Here is an 18,076-nt window from a genome sequence, read left to right as displayed (position 1 = left end):
TCCCCGTAGGGAAGCATACAGTAGCACGCGAATGTCTGTAGTGCGCTTTAACCCTATGCGTCCTTATCCGAGACTGAGTTCCGATGAAAGGCCCAATGATCAGCAGTCTGTCCGGGTCCTCAGAGACCGATAGGAACGAACAGATCCAGAAAGCAGTGGCAGACACAATCAAAGAATCGAACGACAAAGTCGTTGAGATTAAGCCAGCGAATGAATCAAAGGGGAGCAGTATGGTTTTGAGGATGATACTTGTCGTCGGTGCGTTTGCGGCGGGTTACTGGCTACGGAAGTCACAAAAGCCGACCAAGAAACTTCAGAGCGCAGCGAGCGAGGCTGCAGACCGGACCAAGCAAGTGACTAAACAGGCCGCCGATACGATCAAGGAGGACGGTGAGACAGTGACTGAGCGTGTTGAGAAAGAGTCGGAAAAAGCGGGTGAGAAGGTCGAACAAACGGGTGAGACGGTGGCTGAGCGCGTCGAGGAAGGGTCGGAAAAAGCCAGTGAACAAGTCGAACAAGCGGGCGAGAAAGCGGCCCAGGAGGCCGAGAAAGCCGGTGAGATGGCCGCTAAAAAAGCGAACGAGAGCGGTAGTAGTTAGACCGACAGTTCGAGAAGTGGCTCTTGGCACTCATCGCCCTGCTGGGCGGTTGGATGATCATGCAGGCGCTGGTGCTCGATCTCGTCGCGTCGCAGTTCTACAACGACGTCATCATCGGCATTGCCCTGCTCGCGCTCGGTGGGTACAACTACTACCGCCGTGCGGACGAGAAGTTCACCAGTATCGCTGCCGCGTCGCTGGCCGCACTTCTCGAGCTGTGGCTGATCGCCGCGCCGTTCATGTTCAGTGCTGACGGCGGCGCCACGGAGACGGGGAACGACTTCGGCTTCTGGGACGACATCCTTGTCGGGCTCGCAGCGGCCATCCTCGGCGTCTATAGCGCCTTCAAGGCCCGCGACCACCGCGAAGATATGCGGAGAGCGACTCCGAACTGATACCCTCTTTTCCCATCACCGATTCAAGCACTACTCAATTTGCAGATAGACTGAACGCGACTCCACGAGCCGGGGGAGACGTTTTTACCGCCCGCGTTCGTTCGTCCGTGTCATGGGATACCACCACGTGGACGTCGGCGAGATCGACCCCACGCCCGACCGGCCGAGCGTCCAGCGGTCGATATCCGACGCGGTGGGGCTGGAGAACGTGGCGGTCAACCGTTACGAGGTCGAACCGGGCGAGGCGATCCCGCTGGCGTACCACTACCACGACCGCCAGGAGGAGGTCTTCTACGTGCTCTCCGGGACCCTCTCCGTCGAGACGCCCGGGGAGACGTACGACGTGGGCGCCGACGAGGCCTTCGCGGTCGAACCGGACAGTCCACAGCGGGCGTACGTCCCCGTGAGCGCGGACGAACGGGCGGTCGCGCTGGTCATCGGGGCACCGGCCGTCGACGACGTCCATCCGTACGAGGACGCATGAGCGACGGAGACCCGGCCGACGGCGACGCGGGAACCGCCGACCAGGAGGTCGATTCGGGCCGCGGTGACCCCGACGAGTCGCTCGAACCCGCCGAGGACGACCCCGACGTGCCCGAGTGGGACGACGAGTACTTCGACCGGGTGAGCGACCGGCTCATGTACAATTACGACCTGGAGAAGGACGTGCGCGCGGGGGACGAGCCGTTCGCGCTGGGCGGCGAGATGCGGATGCTGAACAAGAAGCACTTCCTCCACCCCTCGATCACGCTCGGCGAACACGAGTCGTTCGAGTACGTCTACGCTCGCCGCCAACCTGCGGTTCGCGTCCCGGATCTGGAGCGGTTGGTCGAACTCGGTCACGACCTCGCCGACGAGCGGATCGACCCCAGCGAGGACCATTTCAGCACCGAGTTCGTGTTCGTGCTCGTGACGGAGTCGATCCCCGAGGAGGTCGCGTCGTTCGTCGGGGAGTTCTCCCAGCGGGAGCTACTGAACTACGGGTACTACGGCCACTACGAGATCCACCTCGTCGTCGTGGCGCCGGAGGACGAGCGGATCGAGGCGAGCCGCGGCGCCCACGTCGAGGAAGCGTTCCGGCTCTGGGCTCCCATCGAACGAGAGGAGCCCGGACTGTTCGACCTGATCACCCGGCGGTTACAGCTCTAGTCGTCGCCGGGTTCGCTCGCGCCGGTGAGGGCGCCGCCCCCGCTTCTCACCTCCCGGATGTTGTCGTAGCCCATCTTGAATATCGACCACGCGAGATACACCAGCACGAGCGCGATCGCGATCTGGATCGCGGCCGTGATCTGGGTGAAGATCGTGACGTTCTCGACGCCCCACTCGCCCTGGATGAACTTCTGCCAGAGGTTCTGGTAGAGCGCGAGGTACAGGAGCGCCAGCGACGTCATGGTGAGCATGATGGCCATCGGCACGCCGGTACTGAGCAGCTGTTTGCGGTCGTTCCAGTTGGCGAGCCAGATGGTGGCGACGAGCAGCGCCAGCGCGGCGAGCGTCTGGTTGGCGCCGCCGAACAGCGGCCACAGGTCTGCCCAGCGACCCGACGACACCAGGATGTAGGCCGGGATGACCTGTACGGCGGAGTTGACGTAGCGGTTCGTGGCGTACTCCTGGTAGGTGGTCTCGGGGGACCCGACGATCTCTTCCAGCATGTACCGGCCGAGGCGGACGGCCGTGTCGGTGCTGGTCAGCAGGAAGCTCACCAGCACGAGCCCCATGAACGTCGCGGCGAACGTCGCGCTGATCCCGAAGGTGGCGTTCCAGATCTGGCCGCCGCCGGTCGCGAAGTTCGGCAGCGCCAGCCCGATACCCGAGTAGTTGCCCTCGGGGATCGAGAACGCGACGCCGACGGTGACGATGGCGACGGTGGCAAGTAGACCTTCACCGAGCATGCCGCCGTAGCCGATGAGGCGGGCGTCGGTCTCCTTGTCCAGTTGTTTCGCCGTCGTGCCCGACGACACGAGCGAGTGGAACCCGCTGATGGTGCCACAGGCGATCGTGACGAAGAGGATCGGGAACAGCGGCGCCGCGACCGGGAGGTCGGGGTTGCCCCAGAACGTCGTGAACGTCGGCGCCTCGATGGCGAGCGTTTCGCCCGCGCCGGTGAACGTCCCGACGATCACCGCGAGCAGCGTCCCACCGACGCCGACGTACAGCAGGTTCGAGGTGAGAAAGTCCCGCGGCTGGAGCAGCACCCAGACGGGGAGCACGCTCGCCACGAAGGCGTACAGCGCGACCACCGGGACCCAGGCGCCGATGTTGGGGGCGCCCAGCAGCGCCGGGAACGGGAGCCCGCCGAACAGAACGATCGTCCCCTCCGGATAGGGGCCGAAGGGGCCGGCCCCCGGCACGAGCGCGACCGGGTACTGGACGCCCACCCAGACGCCGGCGAACACCGCGGCGACGAACGCCACGGCGCCGGGGATGAACGGCAGGTCCAGCTGATAGAGATACACGCCGAACACCAGTGCGAGCGCGATGAACACGGCGCTCGCCGTGGCCGACTGCGGATACGCGGTGAACACGAGCGCGACGACCAGCGCGAACACCGCGACGACGAGGATGATCGTCAGGAACGCGAACCACAGGATCATCTGCTTGCCGCGTTCCCCGACGTACTCGCTGATGATGTACCCGATCGACTTCCCGTCGTGGCGGACCGACGACGACAGCGACATGAAGTCGTGGACGCTGCCGAACAGCGGGTTGCCGATCGCGACCCACAGGAACGCCGGGACCCATCCCCACCACACCGTCGCGGTGATGGGCCCGACGATCGGCGCGCCGCCCGCGATACTCGAATAGTGATGCCCCAACAGAACCGGCTTCTTCGACGGCACGTACTCCTGCCCGTCCTCGTACTTGTGGGCTGGTGTCTCGTTCTCCTCGTCGAGTTCCACGAACTGCGCCAGATACCTCGAGTACCCGAGATACCCCGCGCTGAACGTCCCGAGAACGAGTACCACCAACCATATTGCCTGCACCATGGTATCGTGCCCCACCCTACTAATGTGGTAAAAGATACTTAAAGATTAGAGGGCGTTTGTGAGCGGTTCTACAGGTAAAGCGGTGATTGACGACGGAGACGCCGTCTGTGGGGCGACGCGGCAGTCAGCGTCCGGGTGCTTGGCCGACCACCCCGCCGCCCAGTCGGCGTGTGGGCGGTCGCGCCGCTCACTCCTCGACGTACTCGATATCGAAGTTGACGGCCAGGTCGAACTGGTCGGTCCGTGACTCGCCGGAGTAGCCGACCCAGTGGAGGCTTCCATTGGCGGTGGCCTTGTACGAGTACGTTCCCGGTTCCGGGTCGGGATTGTCGTAGACGTTCTCGTCATCGAACGCTAGCGACGCGTTAATCCCCCCGTGTCGGCACGTCGGTTGCCCGGACGACCCCTTCACCGTCCCCCAGTCGGCGGTGATCGACGACTTGTCGTCGCTGTAGCTCGAAGAGGTCCCCTCCGGCCCCGGGATGACGGTGAGCGCAGTCAGCGGTTCGAGCGCGTAACTCGCACCGGTCATCGCGACTTCCAGCGGGTACGGCGCGTCCTGATCGCCCCCTTCCCCCCAGAGGTCGTGGGAGTGGAACGCCGCGTCCATCGGGTTGTCCCCGACCGGTTCGACCCCGATGTCCAGTCCCCGGACCTCGTGCCAGGTCATGTCGGGAACGTTGATGTCGACCCCCCAGAGGATGCCGACCGGATTCATGTTGTCGGTGGTCTCCTGCCGACGCGCGACCGCCAGCTCGAAGGTGAACTGGTTGTCGCTCGAAAATCCGTCGAGGTCCGCTTTGTCGCTTTTCCCGTCGAGGTCACAGTCGCACGAACGAGTCCCCGCGCTCGCTTCGCCCCCGAGCAGGCTCGTCGCGCCGGTGAGACTCAGCCCCCCGATCGCACCGTGCTTGATCACGTCTCGTCTACTCCACGTCCCTGCGAGGTTGTTGCCATCTGACATGGCATTGTATTATAGTTACTAATCTATAATAAATCTAGGTACTATATTAGCCATTGACAGTAATCTGGCGCAGTCTCCGGTTTCGGTCGATGAGCGGGGAAGTGACCGGTCAGAACCTTGCGGTGGCTGGCGATCAAGTCGGACCGACAGCGGACGGGGTGGCGGTTCGAGTCAGATCTCCAGTTCCGCGGCCACCGCGGCGAGGAGGTCGCCTTTCACCTCGCGGACGCGCGACTCGATCTCGGCGACGACGGGTTCGTCGAAGTCCTCGCGGACCCGTTCGATGCGCTCGCGCTCGGTCGCGACGCGGTCGCGGAGGTAGCGCCCGCCGCGGCCCCGGTCGTCGTCGTCCGGCGCGGGCGTGACCTTGTTGACGACGAGGCCGTCGACAGAGAGCCCCTGGTCGCCCATCTCCGCGACGGACCGCTCGGTCTCGCGGACGGACAGTTCGTCGGGGTTGAGCACGAGGAAGAAGGCCGACTCCTCGCGGAGCGTCCGTCCGGCGAACTCGAACGTCTCCTTGCGGCCCTGCAGATGGGCGATAAGCGGGTCCTCGTCGATCTTCCGGCGGGCCTCCTTTTCGCCGATGGCGGCCTTCTCGAAGAGGTCGACCGACTTCGCGCGCTTCTGTACCAGGCGCTCGATCCACTCGCCCAGAAAGTCGGGGAGCGCGAGCAGGCGGAGGGTCCCGCCGGTCGGCGAGGTGTCGAAGACGACGCGGTCGAAGTCGTCCGCCTCGCGCATCACCTGGATGAACCGGTCGAACAGCGCCGCCTCGTAGGCGCCGGGCGTGCGGTGGGCGAGTTCGATCTGGCGGTCGATCTCGTTGACGATGGCGGCGCTGACCTGCTCGGTCATCCGCCGCCTGATGTCCTGCATGTGCCGCTCGACCTCCTGGTCGGGGTCGATCTCCATCGCCCAGAGGTTCTCGTGGCCGTCGACGGCGGCCGGGTCGTCGCCGAACTGCTGGTCGAAGACGTCCGACGTGCTGTGGGCCGGGTCCGTCGAGACGACGAGGGTCCGCTGGCCCGCGTTCGCGCACTTGAGCGCGTACGCACAGGAGACGGTCGTCTTGCCGACGCCGCCCTTGCCGCCGAAGAAGACGAACTTCTCCACGGTCACTCCCCCCGCATCAGTGGAAGTGGTACTGCTGGCCCTTGCGTTCGAGCAAAGAGTCGCGGTCCCACATCCGCCGCTCCCAGCCCTCGAACTCGTCGGCGAGGTACGGGAGCAGTTCGACCGTGTAGTACGACACCGGACTGGGGATGCCGAAGGCGTCGGCGAAACACGCGAAGAGGAACGTGTCCTCGACGTCCTCGGCCTCCTTCTCTATCTTCTCGAAGGAGGGGTGCTCGATCATCCCGTGGTAGAGCCCGTGCAGCCACTCCTCGACCCACGTCCGGAACGACTCGATGCGCCGATGGAGCGGTCGCCCTTCGTCAGTCATGATTATTCCATACACACCGCGAGACCTAAAGGTTACAGCGGACCGCCGCGGTCGACTCCGCCGGCGAGCGCTGCGGACCGATTCGCCGTCTCCCCGTCGAGACCCGATCAGCAGGCGCACCCGGTCGACGCGGCGGACCGCTCGAACGTCATCGCCTCCCCGCATTCGGGACAGTCGGGCGCGTCGTCGCCGTCGACATCCAGATCGAGCACCCGCTCGCCGCAGTCGTGACACCAGTAGGCCCCCTCGGATTCGCGGGTGGGATCCCCGCCCCGGTTCGGATTCCGGGTCGAGGCCGCGAACAGCTCCTTGACTGTGGTGAGCACACCCATGGGCGTGTCGACCTGCGACCGGCGGGACCGTAAATGTCCGGCCGGTCGTGCGACTCGTTCGCACGACCGGCGGAGATCCGGCCGAAGCGTCCCGGCATGCGACCGCGGATCCCTGCGGCTATTCGAGGTCGGTCGCCAGCCGATCGAGCGCCCGGTCGAGTTCGCCCCGTCGCTTCCAGGCGGCGACGCGGTCGGTGAGCGCCGGGAACGGGAGGCCGAGTCCGACGCCCGAGCGTGCGGCGACGCGGGTCCCCTCGTCCTCCGGTTCCCATGAGATGTCGGTCCACATCTCTTCGAAGGGACCGGCGTCGCCGACCTGCTCGTAGCGCAGTCCGCCGTCGCGGCGTTCGAACCGGAGCGAGACGCCGACGCCGCGGGCGCCCGCGGTCACGACGGTCGCCTCGTCGCGCTCGTCGACCTCGATCACGTCGAAACTCCCCTCGTACTCGACGACGACGCCCGGCGCGAGCGCGCGGCTGACTTCCGCCGGCGTGGCCGCAACGAACTCCTCGACCGAGACTACGCGCATCGACCGGTCCGTCGCCGCCGCGCGGCATAAACGCTCGGCCGGGTCCGCGACCCGGGACCGCGCGCGGGCCTGCGAGCGGGACCCGGGCGAAATCCTTAGGGGCGGACCGTTCGATCTCTCGATGACATGTCTGGGGTGCCGGTCAGCGCGCAGGTGGACTCACGCCGCAATTGCCGTCGAGCAAGGGAGGTCGGCGCGTGACGGACGGAGAGACAGATCGGGCGATCGGCGGTGGCGACCGCTCGCCGCGGGAACTCAGTCGCCGGGCCGCGCTCGGTGCGCTCGCCGCACCGGTAGCCGTCGGCGGCTGTCTCGGCCTCGGCGGGGGCGGCCGAGACACCGTCGTCCTCACCGGCGTCCAGCTCTACAACTGGACGAGCGAGTCCATCGAGGTCGAACTGACGCTCTCGATCGACGGCTCGGAGGCGTTCGCGACGACCACGACCGTCGCCTCTGACGACACGGCGGGGATCGCCCGGGACTGGTCGGGCGAACCCGGGAGCTACCGCCTGCAGGCGAGCGTGGCCGACGGGTCGCTCGGCGTCGACGCGACGCTCCCCGACGGCGGCTGGCGCCGCGGCCGCTGCGCCTGGGCGGAAGTCGACTTCGGCAGCGACAGGCAGGCGCGGGAGGTCGGCGGCGCGACCGACACGCCGTCGGCCGGCGCGCGACTCCGGGAGAACGACGAGGGCCCCTTCCAATCGCAGTGTCCCGCGGAGTAGTCGCGGACCGCTCCGACCGGCGGACGGCCCTTGAAGTGCCCCGGATGCGTAGGTCCAGGCGATGACGACAGCGATCCCGCGGGACAAGCCGATCCTGTTGTTCGACGGCGTCTGCAACCTCTGTAACGGGTCGATACAGTTCGTCATCGACCACGACCCGGAGGGGGTGTTCCGCTTCGCGCCGCTGCAGTCCGAGGCCGCCGAGGCGCTGCTCTCGGACGTTGGCTTCGACGACTACGACTTCGGGACGTTCGTCCTCGTCGAGGGCGACGACTACTACACGAAGTCCGAGGCCGCGCTGCGGGTCGCCAGTCGGCTGGAGTTCCCGTGGTCGCTGGCCGGCGCGTTGCGGGTCGTGCCGGGCCCGCTCCGCGACGCCGCCTACGACGCCGTGGCGAGCCACCGGTACGCCGTCTTCGGCAAGAAGGCCCAGTGCATGATCCCGTCGCCCGAAATTCGGAAGCGATTCGTCGAGATGGACCCGATGGACGCCGAGTAGCCGTCGGGAGCGAGCGCTCGGCGCAACGCGGAAGAGCGCCGGAGCCCAACGACCGACATGGGCGAACACGACTCCCGGAGCCGGTCGCTCGACCGGCCGGTGGAACTGGCGCGGACGGTCGTCCGCCACGCGCTGGCGACCGACGTGCCGTTCATGGCGGGCGCGATCGCCTATCAGGCGTTCATCTCGCTCCTGCCGTTGCTCTTCCTGCTGGTCGTCCTCGCGGCGACGGTCGGCGGGACGGACGTGACCAGCCGCCTGCTGACGATTACGGTCGGCCGGCTCCCGGCGGACGCGCGCGACCTCGTCCGGACGGCCGTCCGAACCGCCGTGAGCAACCGGGGTAACTCGATCGTGGGCGTGGCCGTCCTCGGATTCGGGTCGGTCGCCGTCTTCAACGGGTTCGACAAGGCGTTCACCGACCTCTACGGCGTCGAACGCGGGGCGACTCTGCCCGACCAACTGCGCGACGCCGGCGTCGTCCTCGGGGCGCTCGCCGTCTCGCTCGTCGCCATCGCGATCGCCTGGCAGCGGGTCCTCCTCCCGGCGCGAGTCCCGCTGTCCGGCGTCGTCGGGTTCGTCCTCCTCACCGTGGGCCTCGCCGTCGTCCTGTTCCCCATGTACTACGTGTTCCCGGAGGTGTCGCTCGGGTGGCGAGAGGTCGTCCCCGGCGTCGCCCTCGCGGCCGTCGGCTGGGCGGCGCTGCAGGCGCTGTTCCAGTTCTACGTCCGGTTCGTCCTCCAGTCCGAGGCGTTCGGCGTCGTCAGCGGCGTCCTCCTGCTCGCGACGTGGCTGTACTTCAGCGGATTCGTCCTCCTGCTCGGGGGCGCGCTCAACGCCGTCGTCGGCGGCTACACCGCCGAGGGCGCGAGCGACGAACGACTGATCTCGTTTTGAGTCGGGGCGGGCACGTCACTCCCGGTTCCGCCCCTGGTAGTCCGTCGGGTCGACCATCAGAATCTCCTTAATCTCGAACTGCTGGTCGCCGTTCTCGTCGAGGTGGCGGACCACGTACTCGCCCGGGAGGGCGTCGTCGAACTCGACGAGCAGTCGGTAGTGGAACGTCTCGGTGTTCCCCATCACGAGATCCGAATCCTGGTCGTCCTCGTCGATGCGGATCGTCACCTCCAGCGTTCCTCGCTGATCCGTCTGAAGGGCCAGGGAGTCACAGACGAGGTCGTGTCGGAGGTCGCCGTTTTTGACGCGCCCGAGGACGACGATCCGGCCTTCTCCGGCATCGAAATCGATCGTCGCGTCGTCCGTCTCCGATTCCGGCCACCGGTGTTTGGGAACCGCGTCGAGGAACTCGACCCGAGCGATCCCGTCGTCGATTTCCATAGCTGACAGGACGAGCGGCCAGAGCGTAAAACGTGGGGCGTCCGCTACTCCCGTTCCTCACGGAGCCGCGTTCGTGTCCGTTCGAGTAGCTGCTTCGCGTAGTAGATCGCGAACAGCAGGACCAGCGTCGCGACGAACCACTGGTCCGGACCGGTAGACGGCGTTACGAAGTCGCTCACGGACAGATCCCCAAAAGTGACCGTTGTAGTCTTTCTGTCGGAAACCGCAGTTGGAGAGGGTGACAGCAAGCGCTGAAAGCCCTCGGCGCGCTTCGCTCGCCAGGACACTATGATAACGACCGGACAGCACCGCACCTCACGCCTCCCCAGCCGATTCGCTCAGTCGCTTCGCTCCATCGCTCATCCCTCGCGCGGCTTCGTCGCGGCACGGAGGCCGCGACAGCGCACGCCACGGCAGAAATCCAGAGGCTATTCGTCGCTCTTCAGATTCCACAGTTCGACGCGCTCGGGAACGTCGGCGAGCGCGCTCGTCGGCCAGTCGTCGTGCGCGAGCGTGAACGCGGTGTCCGGGTGGGCCTCGACGAGTCGACGGACGCCCGCCGCGGCGGCCTCGTAGGCCGGGGTGTCGAGGCGCTCGGGGACCTGTGCGGTGAGGGGATAGCCGTCGGCGAGCGCGCGGGGGAACGGGCCGAACGGCGGCCGAACCGACCAGCACTCGTCGAAGCCGTCGGCGTCGTTGCCCTCGGTCAGCAGGATCGAATCGCCGCGCGGTTCGAGGCGGTCGAGGCGCCGGCGGTGACGCAGGACTTCGGGTCGCTGGGCGCTCTCGCCGGAGAGGTGGAAGAACGTGTCCTTGGAGACGGGGTCGGTCCGCTCCAGTTGCGCGGTGTGGTCGAGCAGGGCGCGGTAGCCGTCGAGCATCGCCGGGTGGCTCCGGGCGCGCGCCTCGACGAGTTCCATCAGACTCCCCCGGCGGATGGCCTGCTTGATGGTCCGCAACTCGCCGTAGGAGACGTGGAGGTTGTGCTCGGCGAGCAGGCGCTCGCGCTCCTCGCCGTCCATCGCCTTGAGTTCGGCGGGCGTGTGGCTCGTACAGACCGGACAGGAGCAGGGGAAGTACTCCAGGTCTTCGAGGTGTTCGGTCGTCCGGACGGTCATGTAGCGGTCGTCGCGGGCGTAGATGGCGTAGGCCGCCGAGTCGAAGAGATCGCATCCGAGTGCGACGGCGAGCGCGAACATCATGGGGTGGCCGGCGCCGAACAGGTGGACCGGCGCGCTCTCGGGGAGGCCGCGCTTGGCGGCGGCGACGATGTCCACGAGGTCCGCGTAGCGGTACTCGTTCATCATCGGGACGACCGCGCCGACCGGGAAGACGTCGAGTCCCGACTCGGCGGCGTGAGCCCCGGCTTCCTCGCGAAGGCCGGGGTAGGTCGACCCCTGGACGGGCGCGTTGACGAGCATGTCGCCGGTGTCGACCTCGGCGGCGGTCGCCAGTCGGTCCTGGGTGGTCGCGAGTTCGCTCTCTGCCTGCTCGCGCGACGCGTCCGGCGGCGTCGGGATGTCGACGGGCGTCCCGATGTCCGAGCCGATCCGGTGCTGGAACTCCAGGATCTCCTCGGTCGTCACGTCGATCTCGCCGTACTCGGCGAGCTGGAAGGAGCCGGAGTCGGTGACGATTGCGCCCGAGAAGTCGAGCAAGTCGTGGAGCCCCTGCTGTTCGACGGGGTCGCGCAGGTCGTCGCTGCCGTAGAGGACGTAACTGTTGGTGATGAGGATCTCCGCGCCGAACTCGGATTCGAGCTGCGCGGGCGTGACGGTCTGGAGATGCGGGTTGATGACCGGGAGGAGCGCGGGCGTCTCGACCGTGACGCCGGCGCGGGGCACCTCCAGTTCGCCCAGCCGCCCGGCGGCGTCGTAGCGGTCGACCTCGAAGACGTCTGCCATTGCCCGCGATATCCGGCGGGCGGGCCTAAGGGTTGTGTTCCTCGCCGTAGAGGATGTCGTCGATGTCTCCTTCGTCGGTCTCGACTCCCGAGGAGAACATTCCCTCGTCCATCCGTTCACGCTCTTCTTCTGAAAGCGGGACTGTACCCTCTTCGAGCGATTCGATGAGTTCGTCCGGTGACTCCTGTGCTGACGCGACGAGTTCGTACAGGATGGCTTCTTTTGTGAGCGATATACCCATCTCCACTTCGACCGCATCCTGCAGATCCGCCAACCGTGACGCGAGTACGTCATTGATCACCATCTCCGGCATTGTATCTCGTCGTATTCACCGTGGGATACTCAAGATTTCACAGTTCTATCTCACCGAACAGCGCGAAGTACAGCACGCCGAGCATCGACCGGCCGTCGCGCAGTTCGTCCTGACGGGCGGCGTCGACCAGCGCGTCGAACGTCGTTGTCTCGACGCGGATGTCCTCGTTGTAATCGAGGTCCTGCTCGCCCGTCGGCTCGCAGTCGCGGGCGACGAAGTAGTGGAACACGGCGTCGGCGAAGCCGTTCGTGGGTTCGACAGTCGTGAGGTGCTCGACGCTCCTCGGTCGATACCCCGTCTCCTCTTCGAGTTCGCGGGCGACGCAGTCTTCGGGATCGGTGTCCTCCGGTTCCATGCCGCCGGCGGGGAGCGCCCAGTTCACGCGGCCGACCGGCTGGCGCCACTGCTCGATGGCGACCACGTCCCCGTCGGCGGTGAAGGGGAGGACGACGACGCTCTCGCCCTCTGAGAGGTAGTCGAACTCCGCCTCCTCGCCCGACGGGAAGCAGACGGTGTCGGTGACGATATCGAACCCCTCGCAGGTGTAGGAGGTCCGGCTGTCGAGCGTCTCCCAGGCGAGTTCGTCGGTCATGGCGGAGAGCGGCGGCGCCACCGAGTTAGAGGTATCGGCTGTGGCCGGTGGAGCGCGACGGGCGGAGGACGGCCGAGCCCCGACTCGCCGGTGGTCCCTCGAAACGCCGAAGGGCGCACCGGTCGATGCGTCCCCATGGAGGTCCACGACGAGTTCATCCCCGAAGACGAGTTCGCGACGGTACTGAACCGCGTCCCGCAGGCCTGCGTCGAGGTCGTGCTGGAGCGGGACGGCCAGGCCTTGCTCGCCCACCGGACGAAGGAACCGGCGAAAGGCGAGTGGTTCTGGCCGGGGAGTCGCCTCTTCAAGGGCGAACGGCTGGAGGACGCCGCCCGCCGCGTGGCTCGCGAGGAACTCGGCGTCGAGGTGACCGTCGAGGAGCGCGTCGGCGTCTACGAGCACTTCTGGGACGCCTCCTCGATCGACGGCGTCGATTCCCGGCACACCGTCAATATCGTCTACCGCGTTCGCCAGACCGACCCAGCGGAGTCCATCGAACTCGACGAGCAACACGACGACTACCGGTTCGTCACCGGCGACGAGGACGGCCTGCACGAGTACGTCGAACGCTATCTCGCGGACGTGGAACTGGGCGGCGACTGAGCGGTCCCCGTCGCGAGAGCGGCTTTTTCCGTCCAGCGGCCGAACGCGAGGTATGGAGGAGTCGCCGCCGCGAGCGACGGAGAACCCGGTCGCCGCGCGCGCGGTCGCGGACCGGAGCACGGTCGTCGACGTCGGACTGCTGGTCGCGACGTCCCCCGGGACCGACACCGAGCGGATGAGTGCGTTCGCGGCGCGACTCGCCGGCGACGCCGCGGACGAACTCGAAGCGGCGACCGAGGCGGGCTGGCGGTTCCACGCCGAGGAGCCCGAGTCGCTCGCAGACGCCGACGCGCGCCGGCCCTCGCAGTTCCTCGACGAGGCCGCACTGCGCATGGTCGAGGGACCCTACGATCTGGTAGCCGTCGTCACCGACGTTCCGCTGCTGTCGCGCAATCACCGACGCGTGGCCGGCCTGGCCTCGCCGCTGAGTCGCGTCGCCGTCGTCTCCACGTACCGGCTTCGCGTCAGCGGTCGCGACCGGCCACGGCGACCGCTCGACTCGGCGGCCGTGCGCTGGAACGGCGCGACCGCGCTGCTCCACCAGATCGGACACGTGCTCGGCGCCGGTCACGACCCCGCGGGCGGCGTCATGGCGCCCTACGAGTTCGATCCCGACCGCGCCTCGGTCCCCGAGTTCGCGGCCGACGTGAGTCAGTACCTCGAACGCATCGCGACGACCATCCCCGAGGAGGAGGTCGAGTCCCGGAGCGTCCCCTGGCTCGTGTGGTTCCACCTGCTGAGCGCAGCGCGGAACGGCCGGCAGTTGCTCCGGGCGCTGGCGACCAGCCGCGCGCCCCTGCTGCCGCTCTCGCTGCCGAAGCTCTCGACTGCGGCCGTCGCGCCGACGCTCATCCTCGTGTTCAGCGCGGAGACGTGGGACGTCGGGCTCAACCTCGACAACGCGACGACGGTCCTCTTCGCCGTGGTGAGCGTCCTGCTGGCCGCGGCGTACGTGGTGTTCTCGCTGAACCTGAACGTCCCGCGCAAGCGCCGCGGCGTCGTCACGGAACACGTCGCGCTGCTCAACGTCGCCATCCTCTGCATCCTCGTCGCCGGCATGGTCGGCCTGTTCAGCCTCGTGGGCGGGATCATGCTCGTCATCGAGTTCGTCGTCTTTCCGCCGAACCTGATGACCAACTGGCCCAGCCTGGAGGACCCGGTGGTGACCGTCGTCGACCTCGTCCGGATCGGCGCGTTCATCGCCACTATCGGCGTCCTCTCGGGCGCGCTCGCCGGCGGACTCGAAGACCGGACGATACTCCGTCACCTCGCGCTCTTCCGCGCTCGGCCCTGAGATCAACAGCCGCAGCGGCGGTCTCCCGCCGTCACTCCCCGCCGCGCTCGACGACCTTGTAGAGGCCGCCGCTTTTCGCTTCCTCGCCCGATCCGGCGTCGGTGCCCTCGCTCTCGCCGCCGCCACCGTTCAGATACGCCTTCGACGCGCGGTCGGTGAAGTAGACGGCGCCGTCGGCGACCAGCGGCGCGCTCGACACGACGCCGACGCCCTCGACGCCCCACACCTCGTCGCCGGTCGCCTTCTCCACCGCGTAGCAGTTGTGGTCGTACGACCCGACGAGGACGTGCTCGCTCGTGACCGTCGGACAGCCGATGAGCGACCCGCCGGTGTCGAACGACCACCGCTCGCGCCCGGTGTCGACCGTCAGGGCGTACAGTCGCGAGTCGTGGCTCCCGACGTAGACGGTGCCCGTCTCGGCCTCGACGGCCGGGCCGGACATCACTTCCGCGTTCGATTCGAACGACCACTCCTTGGTCCCGTCGTCGAGCGCGACCCGGTACACCGTCTTGTCCCACGATCCGAAGAAGGCGCTCCCGTCGTGGGTCGCGATCGGTCCCTTGATCGGCCTGCCGGTCGAGAACGTCCACTGGAACTCGAGGTCGGGGTACGACCACGCGTAGAGGTCGCCGTCGTTCGAGCCGACGACGAGGCGGCCGGCCTGTCGGTCGATCGCGCACGTCGAATGCGGGTGGTCCGTCGGGCGCCGGTCCTCCCACTCGATCTCGCCGGTGACGGCGTCGACGCCGAACATCGCGCCGCTGGGCTCGTAGTACTCGACCGCGATGTATATCGTGCCGTCGTGGTACCCCGGGCTCGACCCGATGGCGTCGCCGAGTTTCGTCCGCCAGTAGCGCTCGCCGGTCTCGAGGTCGAAGGCGTACAGCGCGCCGTCGTACGCGCCGATGTACACCGCGCCCTCGACGACCGCGGGCGTCCCGTGGATGCCCCGGCCCGTCCGCTCGACGGTCGCGGTCCAGACCTCCTCGCCTTCGGGCGTGACCCGCCGGATCTCCCGGTTGTCGCCCGGAACGACGATATCGCCGCCCGGCACTTCGATCGGGCTCGCCTTCGCCGCGGTGTGATCGCCCGTGTTTACCCCCCGGATCGTCCACTCGACCTCCGGGTCGGTCGGGACCGTCGCGTCCGGGTAGACGCCTTGCCGCCGGAGGCCGCCCCGGAACTGCGTCTCGACGAGCGCGTCCAGCGGTCCGGTATCAGTCTTCACCGGCCTGTCGAGCGCCTCGCCGGGGGCCGCCTGACAGCCCGCGAGCCCGATCGCCGCGCCGGCGCCGACAGCGCCCAGGAACGTCCGTCGTGAGAACCCCTCGTCCATTTGCTCGGTAGTGGTCACGATATGGTTTTACTATTTCGGCACGCCGCCCTCGATGCGGTCGGTCAGAGCCGTACCGCGGGACCGCGAACTCGACTCGACTGGCAGGCGAGATCTGAGACGGTACGGTTCGACCCACTCGAGGTAACGCTCGCCTTCCGCCGTCTCGACAGCCTCGTCTCGCGAGTCGGCTCTCGGATACGCTCCGGTTCTTCGAAGATGCTCTCACGACCGGGGATAGGACAGCATTTCACACTGTTCACTCAGTTATAACAATGTGGACGCGATGCCTCCGGTCGATCGCCCGCCAGGTGCGGGGGAGACAATGACCACAACAGAAGACAACGAAGCCGTCGCCCGGCGGATCTTCGAGGACGTCTGGCAGAACCACGACTACGACGTCATCGACGAGGTCGTCGCCGAGGACTACGTCCTCCACGACCCGTCGATACCGGAAGACGCCGGGTGGCCCCGCGGCCGCGAGGGGTATCGACTGATGGCCGAGATGGGGTCCGGCATCATCGACGGACCGCTCGAAATCGAACAGCTCCTCGCGGCGGGAGACCACGTCGTGATCCGCTGGAAGCAGACCGGCACGCACGTCGGGGAGATGGGCGGCATCGAGCCGACCAACGAGGAGGTAACCATCACCGGCATCGAGATCGACCGGTTCGAGGACGGCCAACTCGCCGAGACGTGGCAGGAGGTCGGGATGATTCCGATGCTCGTACAGACGGGCGCCATCTCGGCGGACGTCTTCGCGCCGGAAGAGCCGGCCGACGACTGACCGCCGACCCTCTCAGGGGCGAGAAACGTCGCCAGACCCGATCGACCGGACGGTCCCGTCCCCGAACGGAACCATCGATCGGGGCACCGAGTCGTTTACGTGAGGGCACCGAGACACTCGGGTATGCTCGTCACGCTGGAAGGGCTGGACGGGAGCGGCAAGTCCTCGGCGGCCGACCACCTGGCCGAGAGCGACGCCGTCCCCGACGACGCGGTGTTCACGCGCGAACCGACGGCGTCGTGGTACGGCGAGGCCGTCGAGCGCTCGATCGGCGATCCCGACGCCGACTCCGTGGCCGAACTCTTCCTCTACACCGCCGACCACGCCGACCACCTGTCGCGGACGATCCGACCCGCTCTCGACGACGGCCGCCTCGTCGTCTCCGACCGCTACTCGGACTCGCGGTTCGCCTACCAGGGCGCGACGCTGGCCGACTACCCCCACCTCGACGTCGCCGACCCGCTCGACTACGTCCGAGAGATCCACGCGCCGTTCACCCGGAAGCCCGACGCGACCGTCTACCTCGACGTGGACCCCGAGACGGGGGCCCGCCGCGCCGGGTCGACGAACAAGATGGAACAGGTCGAGTTCCTCGAATCGGTCCGCGAGAACTACGAACGGCTGATCGACGACGACCCCGAGCGGTTCGTCCGCGTCGACGCGACCCGCTCGCAGGAGGCGGTGTTGGCGGACGTGGAATCCGCCGTGCTCGACGTTCTCGGGGAGTGACGGAGCGGAACGGAATGGAACGAGGGTGATTCTGCGTATCAGCGGTTCTCGTAGCGACTGGGCCGTTCGTCGTCCCAGCGCTCGGGGAGGTCGACCTCGTCGGGGGAGGGCATCCAGAAGTAGTCGAAGGTGATGCCGGTCACCGTGGGCAAGAGGATGACGACGGTGACGACGACGCCGGCCGACCCCAGGTCGGGGCCGAGCGGGAGGATGCCGCTGAACACCAGCGTCGAGAGGAGGAGCGCGACGGGGACGATGAGGGCGGCGTAGAGGAACCCGCCCCAGCGCGTCTTCAGGCGCACGCGGAAAAAGCGGGTCATCAGGGCGGCGACGGCGCTGTGGACCAGCAGGATGAAGACCAGTTCGAGCGCCTCGATGGCCGTGACCATACCCCGGCTTGGCGACGCGCGCTCTTTGAGGTGTCGACTGCGAGTGAGTGATGATGGTAGCGGCGGGTTCGATTGCGAACCTGCCGTGGCTATCAGCGTCGCGAGTGAGTATCCGAGCGACACCGCGAACAGCGTGAAAGCCCCGAGCCGTTCGACTCGCGCGGGACGCTCTGCGCTCCTCGCTCCGCTGCGGTGCTTGAGGTCCCGTGCTTCGCCGAACGGCTCGCCCCTTTTATTCCCGCCCGCACAGACTGGCCGATCAGCCGACACGGGTGGGAATGAAAGGGGCCGCCGGTTCCGGGAAGACGCGCGACGTAAGC

At 67.3% G+C, this 18,076-nt stretch carries 24 protein-coding genes; 11 read left to right on the top strand and 13 right to left on the bottom strand.

Annotated elements, in window-relative coordinates; all coding sequences use genetic code 11:
* Positions 1-95: 95 nt before the first annotated feature.
* From PSC72_RS07225 to PSC72_RS07210, 4 genes are all read left to right on the top strand, one after another.
* Entirely contained in the window at positions 96-599 is a 504-nt protein-coding gene (locus PSC72_RS07225) for a prolipoprotein diacylglyceryl transferase (RefSeq protein WP_274325219.1), read from the top strand.
* Between the two features lie 23 nt (positions 600-622).
* Positions 623-994 carry an SPW repeat domain-containing protein gene (locus PSC72_RS07220; protein ID WP_274325218.1) on the top strand — a complete coding sequence of 124 codons (372 nt, stop codon included), beginning with the start codon at positions 623-625 and terminating at the stop codon, positions 992-994.
* Between the two features lie 112 nt (positions 995-1,106).
* Positions 1,107-1,478, top strand: a complete 372-nt coding sequence (locus tag PSC72_RS07215) for a cupin domain-containing protein (RefSeq protein ID WP_274325217.1) — start codon at positions 1,107-1,109, stop codon at positions 1,476-1,478.
* Positions 1,475-2,143, top strand: a complete 669-nt coding sequence (locus PSC72_RS07210; protein ID WP_274325216.1) for a hypothetical protein — start codon at positions 1,475-1,477, stop codon at positions 2,141-2,143. The genes PSC72_RS07215 and PSC72_RS07210 overlap by 4 nt, the downstream gene beginning before the upstream one ends.
* On the opposite strand, the gene PSC72_RS07205 is transcribed toward PSC72_RS07210, so the two are convergent.
* From PSC72_RS07205 to PSC72_RS07180, 6 genes are all read right to left on the bottom strand, one after another.
* Positions 2,140-3,981, bottom strand: coding sequence for a carbon starvation CstA family protein (locus PSC72_RS07205; RefSeq protein ID WP_274325215.1), 1,842 nt, complete (start codon positions 3,979-3,981; stop codon positions 2,140-2,142). The two genes, PSC72_RS07210 and PSC72_RS07205, sit on opposite strands and share 4 nt — an antisense overlap.
* A gap of 187 nt (positions 3,982-4,168) precedes the next feature.
* Entirely contained in the window at positions 4,169-4,945 is a 777-nt protein-coding gene (locus PSC72_RS07200; protein WP_274325214.1) for a twin-arginine translocation signal domain-containing protein, read from the bottom strand.
* Between the two features lie 171 nt (positions 4,946-5,116).
* A complete protein-coding gene (locus tag PSC72_RS07195) occupies positions 5,117-6,061 on the bottom strand; it encodes an ArsA family ATPase (protein ID WP_274325213.1) in 945 nt (314 codons plus the stop codon).
* Positions 6,062-6,077: 16 nt separating this feature from the next.
* The gene (locus PSC72_RS07190) at positions 6,078-6,392 is read right to left on the bottom strand and encodes a hypothetical protein (protein WP_274325212.1); all 315 of its coding nucleotides are present in this window, start codon (positions 6,390-6,392) and stop codon (positions 6,078-6,080) included.
* A gap of 107 nt (positions 6,393-6,499) precedes the next feature.
* Positions 6,500-6,724 carry a hypothetical protein gene (locus tag PSC72_RS07185; RefSeq protein WP_274325211.1) on the bottom strand — a complete coding sequence of 75 codons (225 nt, stop codon included), beginning with the start codon at positions 6,722-6,724 and terminating at the stop codon, positions 6,500-6,502.
* Positions 6,725-6,842: 118 nt separating this feature from the next.
* The gene (locus tag PSC72_RS07180) at positions 6,843-7,253 is read right to left on the bottom strand and encodes an SRPBCC family protein (protein ID WP_274325210.1); all 411 of its coding nucleotides are present in this window, start codon (positions 7,251-7,253) and stop codon (positions 6,843-6,845) included.
* A gap of 197 nt (positions 7,254-7,450) precedes the next feature.
* Between PSC72_RS07180 and PSC72_RS07175 the strand changes: the two genes are divergently transcribed.
* From PSC72_RS07175 to PSC72_RS07165, 3 genes are all read left to right on the top strand, one after another.
* Positions 7,451-7,975 (top strand): hypothetical protein, encoded by a 525-nt coding sequence (locus tag PSC72_RS07175; RefSeq protein WP_274325209.1) that lies wholly within the window; start codon positions 7,451-7,453, stop codon positions 7,973-7,975.
* A gap of 61 nt (positions 7,976-8,036) precedes the next feature.
* A complete protein-coding gene (locus tag PSC72_RS07170; RefSeq protein WP_274325208.1) occupies positions 8,037-8,474 on the top strand; it encodes a thiol-disulfide oxidoreductase DCC family protein in 438 nt (145 codons plus the stop codon).
* A 57-nt stretch (positions 8,475-8,531) separates the two neighbouring features.
* Positions 8,532-9,371, top strand: coding sequence for a YihY/virulence factor BrkB family protein (locus PSC72_RS07165; RefSeq protein ID WP_274325207.1), 840 nt, complete (start codon positions 8,532-8,534; stop codon positions 9,369-9,371).
* A gap of 15 nt (positions 9,372-9,386) precedes the next feature.
* Here the strand turns inward: PSC72_RS07165 and PSC72_RS07160 are convergent, their stop codons facing one another.
* The 5 genes from PSC72_RS07160 to PSC72_RS07140 form a co-directional block, all read right to left on the bottom strand.
* On the bottom strand, positions 9,387-9,812 hold the full coding sequence (locus PSC72_RS07160; RefSeq protein WP_274325206.1) for a hypothetical protein: 426 nt from the start codon (positions 9,810-9,812) through the stop codon (positions 9,387-9,389).
* A gap of 44 nt (positions 9,813-9,856) precedes the next feature.
* A complete protein-coding gene (locus PSC72_RS07155) occupies positions 9,857-9,991 on the bottom strand; it encodes a hypothetical protein (RefSeq protein WP_274325205.1) in 135 nt (44 codons plus the stop codon).
* 249 nt (positions 9,992-10,240) lie between these two features.
* Complete coding sequence (gene tgtA, locus PSC72_RS07150; protein WP_274325204.1) at positions 10,241-11,716, bottom strand: tRNA guanosine(15) transglycosylase TgtA; 1,476 nt, start codon at positions 11,714-11,716, stop codon at positions 10,241-10,243.
* A 25-nt stretch (positions 11,717-11,741) separates the two neighbouring features.
* Positions 11,742-12,029, bottom strand: coding sequence for a hypothetical protein (locus PSC72_RS07145; RefSeq protein WP_274325203.1), 288 nt, complete (start codon positions 12,027-12,029; stop codon positions 11,742-11,744).
* Positions 12,030-12,066: 37 nt separating this feature from the next.
* The gene (locus PSC72_RS07140; protein WP_274325202.1) at positions 12,067-12,621 is read right to left on the bottom strand and encodes an NUDIX hydrolase; all 555 of its coding nucleotides are present in this window, start codon (positions 12,619-12,621) and stop codon (positions 12,067-12,069) included.
* A gap of 135 nt (positions 12,622-12,756) precedes the next feature.
* Here PSC72_RS07140 and PSC72_RS07135 point away from each other — a divergent pair, with 135 nt between their 5' ends.
* On the top strand, positions 12,757-13,224 hold the full coding sequence (locus PSC72_RS07135) for an NUDIX domain-containing protein (RefSeq protein WP_274325201.1): 468 nt from the start codon (positions 12,757-12,759) through the stop codon (positions 13,222-13,224).
* Positions 13,225-13,276: 52 nt separating this feature from the next.
* Entirely contained in the window at positions 13,277-14,518 is a 1,242-nt protein-coding gene (locus PSC72_RS07130; RefSeq protein ID WP_274325200.1) for a hypothetical protein, read from the top strand.
* Between the two features lie 31 nt (positions 14,519-14,549).
* Here the strand turns inward: PSC72_RS07130 and PSC72_RS07125 are convergent, their stop codons facing one another.
* Positions 14,550-15,854 (bottom strand): outer membrane protein assembly factor BamB family protein, encoded by a 1,305-nt coding sequence (locus PSC72_RS07125; protein WP_274325199.1) that lies wholly within the window; start codon positions 15,852-15,854, stop codon positions 14,550-14,552.
* A gap of 322 nt (positions 15,855-16,176) precedes the next feature.
* Here PSC72_RS07125 and PSC72_RS07120 point away from each other — a divergent pair, with 322 nt between their 5' ends.
* Positions 16,177-16,638 carry an ester cyclase gene (locus PSC72_RS07120; RefSeq protein ID WP_274325198.1) on the top strand — a complete coding sequence of 154 codons (462 nt, stop codon included), beginning with the start codon at positions 16,177-16,179 and terminating at the stop codon, positions 16,636-16,638.
* A gap of 123 nt (positions 16,639-16,761) precedes the next feature.
* Entirely contained in the window at positions 16,762-17,367 is a 606-nt protein-coding gene (gene tmk / locus PSC72_RS07115) for a dTMP kinase (protein ID WP_274325197.1), read from the top strand.
* 38 nt (positions 17,368-17,405) lie between these two features.
* Here the strand turns inward: tmk and PSC72_RS07110 are convergent, their stop codons facing one another.
* Positions 17,406-17,756, bottom strand: a complete 351-nt coding sequence (locus PSC72_RS07110; protein WP_274325196.1) for a hypothetical protein — start codon at positions 17,754-17,756, stop codon at positions 17,406-17,408.
* Positions 17,757-18,076 lie beyond the last annotated feature (320 nt).

The organism is Halosimplex aquaticum (genome assembly GCF_028747785.1).
GTDB classification, from domain to species: domain Archaea; phylum Halobacteriota; class Halobacteria; order Halobacteriales; family Haloarculaceae; genus Halosimplex; species Halosimplex aquaticum.
The sequence above is the reverse complement of the archived record's forward strand: the minus strand, read 5'-3'. Positions and strand labels throughout refer to the sequence as shown.